Source organism: Pseudomonas sp. P5_B2, from assembly GCF_056400445.1.
In genome coordinates, this window is the sequence record NZ_JBFULH010000165.1 from 1 (window position 1) to 8,355 (window position 8,355).

Annotated in this window: 6 protein-coding genes; all 6 read right to left on the minus strand. The window is 60.9% G+C overall.

Annotated features, from left to right (window positions below):
• Positions 1–151: 151 nt before the first annotated feature.
• Positions 152–1,669 carry a sigma-54 interaction domain-containing protein gene (locus AC1DRJ_RS14450; RefSeq protein ID WP_477802753.1) on the minus strand — a complete coding sequence of 506 codons (1,518 nt, stop codon included), beginning with the start codon at positions 1,667–1,669 and terminating at the stop codon, positions 152–154.
• Positions 1,670–1,679: 10 nt separating this feature from the next.
• Positions 1,680–4,328: a type VI secretion system ATPase TssH gene (tssH, locus tag AC1DRJ_RS14455; protein ID WP_477802754.1), complete on the minus strand. Its 2,649-nt coding sequence runs from the start codon at positions 4,326–4,328 to the stop codon at positions 1,680–1,682.
• Positions 4,329–4,341: 13 nt separating this feature from the next.
• Positions 4,342–5,349: a type VI secretion system baseplate subunit TssG gene (gene tssG, locus AC1DRJ_RS14460; RefSeq protein ID WP_477802755.1), complete on the minus strand. Its 1,008-nt coding sequence runs from the start codon at positions 5,347–5,349 to the stop codon at positions 4,342–4,344.
• Positions 5,313–7,100 carry a type VI secretion system baseplate subunit TssF gene (gene tssF, locus AC1DRJ_RS14465; protein ID WP_477802756.1) on the minus strand — a complete coding sequence of 596 codons (1,788 nt, stop codon included), beginning with the start codon at positions 7,098–7,100 and terminating at the stop codon, positions 5,313–5,315. Before tssF ends, tssG begins: the two co-directional genes overlap by 37 nt.
• 13 nt (positions 7,101–7,113) lie before the next feature.
• Positions 7,114–7,527, minus strand: a complete 414-nt coding sequence (gene tssE, locus AC1DRJ_RS14470) for a type VI secretion system baseplate subunit TssE (protein WP_477802757.1) — start codon at positions 7,525–7,527, stop codon at positions 7,114–7,116.
• A 13-nt stretch (positions 7,528–7,540) separates the two neighbouring features.
• On the minus strand, positions 7,541–8,355 hold an 815-nt coding region (tssC, locus tag AC1DRJ_RS14475; RefSeq protein WP_477802758.1), incomplete at its 5' end, for a type VI secretion system contractile sheath large subunit.

The following is an 8,355-nucleotide window of genomic DNA, read 5'->3' on the forward strand; positions in this document are numbered from 1 at the left end:
GCAGCAGTCGTAGTCCGGTAAATACGATTTGCCTGAATAAACGGATGGGGGGCCGCTTCGCAGCCSAACGGGGGCAAGCCCCCTCGCCACAGTGAGCATTCCAGCCTCAGAGAAACTTTCATCCACACGTCGCGGCAAATCGAAATTGGGATTAACCATCGAAATGACCCAGGTTGATATTCAGTCGCCCAAGGCGATACAGCAGCGTGCGCCGTGGCAAGCCAAGTTCGCGGGCGGCGAGGGTTTGGTTGCCGTCGTTTTTGCGCAGGCAATCGAGCAGCAGGCTGCGTTCGACCTGTTCCAGGCGTTCACGCAGGTTCAGGCTGTTGTCTTCCGGCATGGGGTCCATGCGCAGCGAGAAATGCTCGGCCAGCAACTCACCGCCCTCGCATAGCAGCACCGCACGTTCGACCAAGCCTTTGAGTTCGCGCACATTGCCGGGGAAGGCGTAACCGCACAGGTAATCCAGCGCAGCGTCGGACCAGCTCACTGCATCGCGTTGCAAAAACGAGCAGGCTTTTTCGGCGAAGTGTCGAGCAAGGTCGAGGATGTCGCCTTCGCGCTGACGCAGGGCCGGCAACTCGACCGGGAACTGCGCGAGGCGGTAGTACAAGTCCTCGCGGAATTTGCCTTCGCTGACCAGCAACGACAAATCCCGGTGCGTTGCGGCGATGATGCGCACGTCGATCTTGTGGGTGTCGTTGGACCCCAGCGGGCGGATCTCGCCTTCCTGTAATACGCGCAACAGCTTGGCTTGCAGCGACAGCGGCATGTCACCGATTTCATCGAGCAGCAATGTGCCGCCGTTGGCCGCGTCGAACAGCCCGGCGCGGTCGCGGTCGGCACCGGTAAAAGCACCTTTGCGATAGCCGAACAGTTCGCTTTCCAGCAGGTTCTCGGGAAACGCCGCGCAGTTCTGCACAATGAACGCCTTGGAACGACGCGGTCCGCAGTCGTGAATGGCGCGGGCGACCACTTCCTTTCCGGTGCCAGTTTCGCCGCGCAACAGCACCGTATAAGGGCTGTGCAGGACTTTGCTGATCAGCGAATAGGTCTGGCGCATGGCCGAGCTCTTACCGATCAAGCCGTAACCACTGGCGCTCGGCACACTGACCGGCGCTGGCCGCGTAACACCGGTCGGCTGACGCAAACGTTGCTGCAGGTGCAGTTGACCCAGCACGAATGAACCCAGTTGCCCGAGGGAATCGGCAAAGCCTTGCAGGTCGATGTGCCGGCGACTCGCGCACACCAACAAGCCTTCAACTGATTTCTGCTGATTGACCAACGGTACGCACAGCAACGACCGCCAAGGCGTGGCCTGCAGCGGCAGGAAACTGGTTTCGTGCAGACTGCCACTCAACTCGCCAAGGCTTACTACCCGGTTCTGGCACAGGGCGAATTGCAGCAGTTGTTCACCGTTGTAATCCGCCGGCAGGCTCGCCGCTTCCCGGGGTTGCAGGATGCCGTTCAGGCATTCGGCGTTCATCCCCAGGCACGTGTGGGTCGCGTCCAGCAGGTACAGCTGCGTCAGTTCGCAGCCGCTGAGCTCGGCCAACCCGCGCACGAAGTCACCCAGCAGTGCAGCACCGTCCGCCGCCCCCGACAGGCTGGCGAACTGCGCCAGCAAGGCCTCGGCATAAACCAGCGGTTGCGGCACGTGAGTGAACATCACACCCACCTCAGGCGAACTCACAGATCACGCTGGCGTCACCATCGAGCGTGGCATGCACACGCTTGAGGCTTTCCCCGGTGGCCATCGCGTCGAGCAAGCGGTCGGCCACCAGCGGCAGCACGTGGAGGTCGAGCAAGTGGTCGATCAGGCGTGCGCCACTTTCGCTTTGGGTGCAGCGCTCGGCCAAGTGATCGACGAGGTTCTGGGAGTAGGTGAAATCCAGCTGCCGAGGATTCAGGCGATCGCCCAAACGACCGAGTTTGATTTCGATCAGCTCGCGCAGCACCGGGCCGCCGACCGGGTAGTAAGGCACCACGCGCATACGCGCCAACAGCGCCGGTTTGAAGTGTTTGCTGAGGACCGGCCGAATGGTTTCTTCGAGCACTTCGGCAGTCGGCCGCGCGCCGTTTTCGCAGAGCTCGCTGATGCGGTCGCTGCCCAGGTTCGAGGTCATCAGGATCAGCGTGTTGCGGAAATCTATTTCCCGACCTTCGCCGTCGTTGGCCACGCCTTTGTCGAAGATTTGGTAGAACAGATTGAGCACGTCCGGGTCAGCCTTTTCGACTTCATCGAGCAGCACGACGGAGTACGGCTTCTGGCGCACGGCTTCGGTGAGCATGCCGCCCTCGCCATAACCGACGTAGCCCGGCGGCGCGCCGATCAGGCGCGAGACGGTATGTTTCTCCTGGAACTCGGACATGTTGAGGGTGGTGATGAAACGATCACCGCCATAGAGCAAATCAGCCAGGGCCAGCGCGGTTTCGGTTTTGCCGACGCCACTCGGGCCGACCAGCAGGAACACGCCGACCGGCGCATCCGGTTTATTGAGGCCGGCAGCGGTAGCACGCATCGAGCGATCCAGGGCATGAACGGCTTGTTCCTGACCTCGAATACGCGTGCGCAGGTCGGTGGCGAAGCTCGCGACCTTGGCATTGTGCTCACGGGCCAGTTGCGCCAATGGCACGCCGGTCCAGGCGCTGATCACTTCAGCGACAAGACGCGGGCAGACTTCGAAGCTCACCAGACGTTCTTTGATCTGGGCTTCGGTCAGGGCTTTGTGAGTTTCGTTGAGCTGGGCTTCCAGATTTTCGACGCTTTGCGCTTCGTTGACCGGCGGGGTTTCGATCACGCTGCCTTCGGCGTCTACTTCAACCGGGATGGTTGGTTCGACGGCAGCAGCTTCGCGAGCCTTGGCCAGTTGCTGACGCAGGTCCAACAGGCGTTCGGCCAACTCCTTCTGTTCGGTCCACAGGGTTTCCAGCGCAGCCCTTTCGTCTTCGGCTTCGTCCAGGCGCGCTTCCAGCTCGTCCAGCGCTTCGTGATCGATCAGCAAACCCGCTTCGGCATCACGGCGCAGGGCCTGACGCTGTCGGCCACCTTCGGCCAGCTCGCCACGCAGGCGTTCAAGGCATTCCGGAGCGGCGGCGAGGCTGATGCGAACGCGGGCGCACGCGGTGTCGAGTACGTCCACGGCTTTGTCCGGTAATTGGCGACCCGCGAGGTAACGGGCAGACAGTTCGGCAGCGGATACAACGGCGTCATCGCGCAGGTAAATGCCGTGACTCTTCTCGTACACCTGAGCCAGACCACGGAGGATGGTCACCGCTTCGCTGACGGTCGGTTCGTGCAATTGCACCGGTTGGAAACGACGGGCCAGCGCCGGGTCTTTCTCGAAGTGTTTTTTGTACTCCGCCCAAGTGGTCGCCGCGATGGTGCGCAACTCGCCGCGAGCCAGCGCCGGTTTCAGCAGGTTGGCCGCGTCGGAACCGCCAGCATTGCCACCCGCGCCGATCAGCGTATGAGCTTCATCGATGAACAGGATGATCGGTTTCGGCGAGGCTTTGACTTCATCGATCACACCTTTAAGGCGACGTTCGAACTCACCTTTGACGCTGGCGCCGGCCTGCAGCAGGCCCATGTCCAGCGACAGCAACTCAACGCCTTTCAGCACCTGCGGCACTTCACCGGCGGCAATGCGCGAGGCCAGACCTTCAACAATCGCGGTTTTACCAACACCGGCTTCACCGACCACAATCGGATTGTTCTTGCGGCGACGGGCGAGGATGTCGACCATCTGCCGGATCGCGCCATCGCGGCACAGCACCGGGTCGAGTTTGCCGTCGCGGGCCTGTTGGGTCAGGTTATGAGTGAAGCGTTGCAGCAGCGATTCGCCCGGCACGGAGGGTTTGCCGGTGGCCGGTTGTTCATTCTGCGACAGGGCGAATTCCTTCAGGCGATCAATGTTCAGCCTGGCCAGCAACGACTGGTAGCGGCTGCCGGCGTAGCGCATCGGGTTACGCAGGAGCGCAAGGATCAACGCGGCCTGTTCGACCTGGGTCTGGCCCAGTTCTAGGTTGGCCACCAGCAAGGCATCTTGCAGCCATTGCACCAGTTCCGGGGCGAACACCGGGTTGCGCGACGCGCTGTGCTCGACCCGCGATTGCAGGGCGGCGCTCAGCTCACCGGCATCCACTTCGGCGTCTTGCAGTGCGCGGGCGAGCAGGCCTTGCGGACGCTCCAGCAAGCCCAACAGCAAGTCTTCGACGAGTATTTTGCTGCCGCCACGGGCGACGCAGCGCTCGGCAGAACTTTCCAGGTCACGGCGGGTTTCGGCGTCCAGCGCCTGGATCAGTTGTTGCAGGTCTACGTTGATCATTGTTCATCTGTCCTTAATGAGTTTTGCTGCCCAGGGTCACCACGCCATCCGCTTTTTCACGGCCCAGCCAACTGGTCCATCCGAGGCGACAGGCGTTCTGCTCACCGATGCGCAGTTCGCGGATTTCTTCCTGACGCAACACCAGTCGGATGTCGTAATCGAGCGGGTCACGCAGGGTGAAGCGCACCAGCGCGCACAGCGGCTGGTAGCCGAAACCGATCGGCAGGAATTCGTGAAAGCGTTGCCAGTCGAGTTCGCGAATGTGAATGCGGAATTTGCCGCTGCGATCGCGCACGTGCTCGCCCAACACCAGGTCTTCGCCGAGCAGGCTGTTGGCGCGGCCCAACCGATTGCGCTGCTCGTCGAGAATTTCCACGCGGCGCTCGATGCACTGCTCGATGGTCAGCTCGGCGTGCTTGAAGTAGTAACGCAGCACCGCTTCGATCAGTGCTGCCGAGTGCGCCCGCAAACTGAGCAAACCGAGGTACGGCAGCAGGCGTTTCCAGTTCAGTTCCCCAGCCTTGCGGATCTCTTCGCCGCCCAAGCCGATCAGCGCAAACAACTGCGAAGAGAACGGGTCGAGTGCGCCGCTTTCGAAGCTCGCGCGGTAGCGATACTTGCGCCAGATCGGCAGCATCAGCCGTTGCAGGCGATGGTGAAACAGGTCGAGAAAGTTGCGGGTCGGGTTGCCGTCTTCACTGTCGCCCAGGGCCTGTTCGCCATAGAACGCCGGCAGCGGCGAACCGGAGCCGACCAGACCGATCAGGTTGAAACGCAGTCGTGCGCGCATCTGCCCGTGCTCGTGGAAAAACTCCACTCGATCGACATCGCTGCCCGGGAAACCCAGGCTCGGATTGGCCTGGAATTCCAGCTGGTCGTACAGATCATCCTGGCTCAGGTGGGGGTGGGCCTCGCGCAGTCGGTCAACCACCAGCAGCACGGCCTGAAACAGCGAGTACTCGCGTATTCCCCGGGTCAGACCGCTTAAAGCAGCGGCTGAAGGCCCATACGTGGTGTCCATTGGTACACCTCTCCCTGTGTGCTTTTTACCCGCAGCTCGTGATACGAATTGAGACTGGCGTAAAGCGCGAAAAACTCGTTAAGAACCGAAGCGAACACGAACAGGTCGCCCTCGCCGATGTAGCCTTGCGGGTCGATGGTCAACTCGGTGCGCAACCCGCGCACCGGCAAGCCGCGATGCAAACGGTCGACGTGTTGGTGATTGATCGATTTGAGACCGCCGAGCAGGCGTTTGCTGACCTTCGCCGCGTGCTGGTCGTAGTAGCGCGGCAGGTCGTAGGTTTCGAGAATCACCTTCAACGCATTGACGTCGGCCAATGACAGATAGTTAAGCGACATGTTGCTGATCAGCTTCCACAGAAAGTCGTGATTCAGCGGCGGCGCATAACTGGGGGTGACCGGGGTAATGTTGCGGAAGCTGAGGAACTCAGGCGTCTGTTCGCGGGCCTGGCTGATGTCACCAATCTTGAGCTTGCGCGGCAGGTCCTGGTTGGTGCACATCAGCTCGATCGACAAGGTTTCATGGGCTTCGGTGTGACGGATGCCGAAGCTCAGGTAGGTGTCGAGACCGTCGTGCAAGAGCGACGAACGCTGGCGAATGCTGTAATGCGGACGGCTGTTGGGTACGTCGAAACTCGGGTCGTGCTCGAAGGACTCGAATGGCACGTACGCCTGATAACCGAGGCCACCGGGCTTCCATCCCGTGACACTTTCCACCGAAAACACACCGCATTTTTCCAGGTCATATATCGCGGGCAGCAGCAGGTATTCGTCCTGCTTGCCGTCGAGGCGGATCGGCAGCGCATCGTGCTTGAACAGGTTGACGATGGGCGTGCAGTACAGCTTCACGTTGTCCAGGGTCGGACGCATGCGCAGGTTGCCGCTCTTGCGAATATCGAAGCGTAATTCGAGGCCGCGCATCTGCTTTAGGGCGTCTTCCGGCAGCGCCTTGAGAATGTCCAGACCGTTGACGTCGACGAACAGGAATTTGTCCTGGAAGGCGAAATACTCTTGCAGGTAGCGGTAGCCGCGGAAGGTGTTCAGCGGATACGGGATCAACGCTTCTTCTTCGGCAAAACCCACCGGCTGCACGCGGTCGCCGGGCATCTTGAACGCCATCGGCGTGTCGTTGACGCCATTGATCGGCTTGCCGGCGCCGTCCAGCGGGATTAACTCGATGCCTTCCAGATTGCGCAACAGGCTCAGGTACAGCATCTGACTGATGTAACGCTCGCCGGCGAAATGCAGACGTAAGCGACTCAACTCCAATTCACCGAGGTGACCGTCGGCACTCATCTCCAGGCGCAGGCTCAGCAGCGAACCGTCACCCTTCACCGAGTACGTCAGCGCGGCTAGATTCAGCGCCAGGACTTCGGTCGGGTAACAGGTGCGGAAACGGCAACGCACGTCTTCAATTGGAACACTTTCAATCGGTGTATCACGCTCGACCTTCAGCGCCGGGCCGGAGCGCTTCAACGGGTCGAACTGCAAAATGCTGAACGCCGGCAGCGGCCGCATGTAGTTGGGCCACAGCAGTTGCATCAGCGAATGGCTGAGTTCTGGCAATTCGTCGTCGAGCTTCTGGCGCAGCCGACCGGTCAGGAACGCAAAACCTTCCAGCAACCGCTCCACGTCCGGATCCCGCCCGGCCTGGCCGAGGAAAGGTGCCAACGCCGGGCTACGCTCGGCGAATCGACGACCTAACTGGCGCAGTGCGGTGAGTTCGCTTTGGTAATAGTGGTTAAAGGACACGCGCAATACCTGTTTATCGTTGGCTGACGTTGACTTGACCGCTGCCATCCAGGCGCGCGGCGAAACTGACCTGACGCTTGAAACCATCAACTTCCAGCAGGCCTTCGATGCTGAAGGACAGGCGAAGCTGATCGTGATCACGCGGCAGGGAGATGACACGCACATTGCTCAGGCGTGGCTCGTAGGCTTCGATGAACTTCTCGATGGCCAGACGGGCCTGACTCAGGGAGTCGTGCAGGCTCAGACGCATGTCATTGAGATCGGGTAGCCCGTAATCGGACAGCGTTTGCACGCTGCCCGCACGGGTGCTGAGCATCTTGGCCAGATGGGCAGCCACGGACGCCATGACGGAGACCTCACGGCTCCAGCCGACGCGTTTGTCCGCGTCGCCACCCAGGCGTTCGAAAAGGCTGCCGTATCCATTCATGAGTCAGCTCCGCTTACTCTTTGTCCAGCTTGCCAACCAGCGACAGGGTGAAATCGGCCCCCATGTACTTGAAGTGCGGGCGTACGTTCAGGCTGACGCGGTACCAGCCAGGCTCGCCTTCGACTTCGCTTACGATGATCTGGGCAGCGCGCAACGGACGACGGCCACGGACTTCGGCGCTCGGGTTTTCCTGGTCGGCCACGTATTGGCGGATCCACTTGTTGAGTTCCAGCTCGAGGTCGGTACGTTCTTTCCACGAACCGAGTTGCTCGCGCTGCAGCACTTTCAAGTAGTGAGCCAGGCGATTGACGATCATCATGTACGGCAGCTGGGTGCCGAGCTTGTAGTTCAGCTCTGCGGCCTTGCCTTCTGCGCTGATGCCGAAGGTCTTCGGCTTCTGCACCGAGCTGGCGGAGAAGAACGCCGCGTTGTCGGAGCCCTTGCGCATGGTCAGGGAGATGAAACCTTCCTCGGCCAGCTCGTATTCACGACGGTCGCTGACCAATACTTCGGTAGGAATCTTGGTTTCGATTTCGCCCATGCTTTCGAAGTGGTGCAACGGCAGGTCTTCCACCGCGCCACCGCTTTGCGGGCCGATGATGTTCGGGCACCAGCGGAATTTGGCGAAACTGTCGGTCAGCTTGGTGCCGAACGCGTAGGCCGTGTTGCCCCACAGGTAGTGCTCGTGGCTGTTGGCGACGGTTTCCTTGTACACGAACGATTTGACCGGATTGTCTTCCGGGTCGTACGGGTTACGCAGCAGGAAACGCGGCACGGTCAGGCCAACGTAACGGGAGTCTTCCGACTGACGGAAGCTCTGCCATTTGG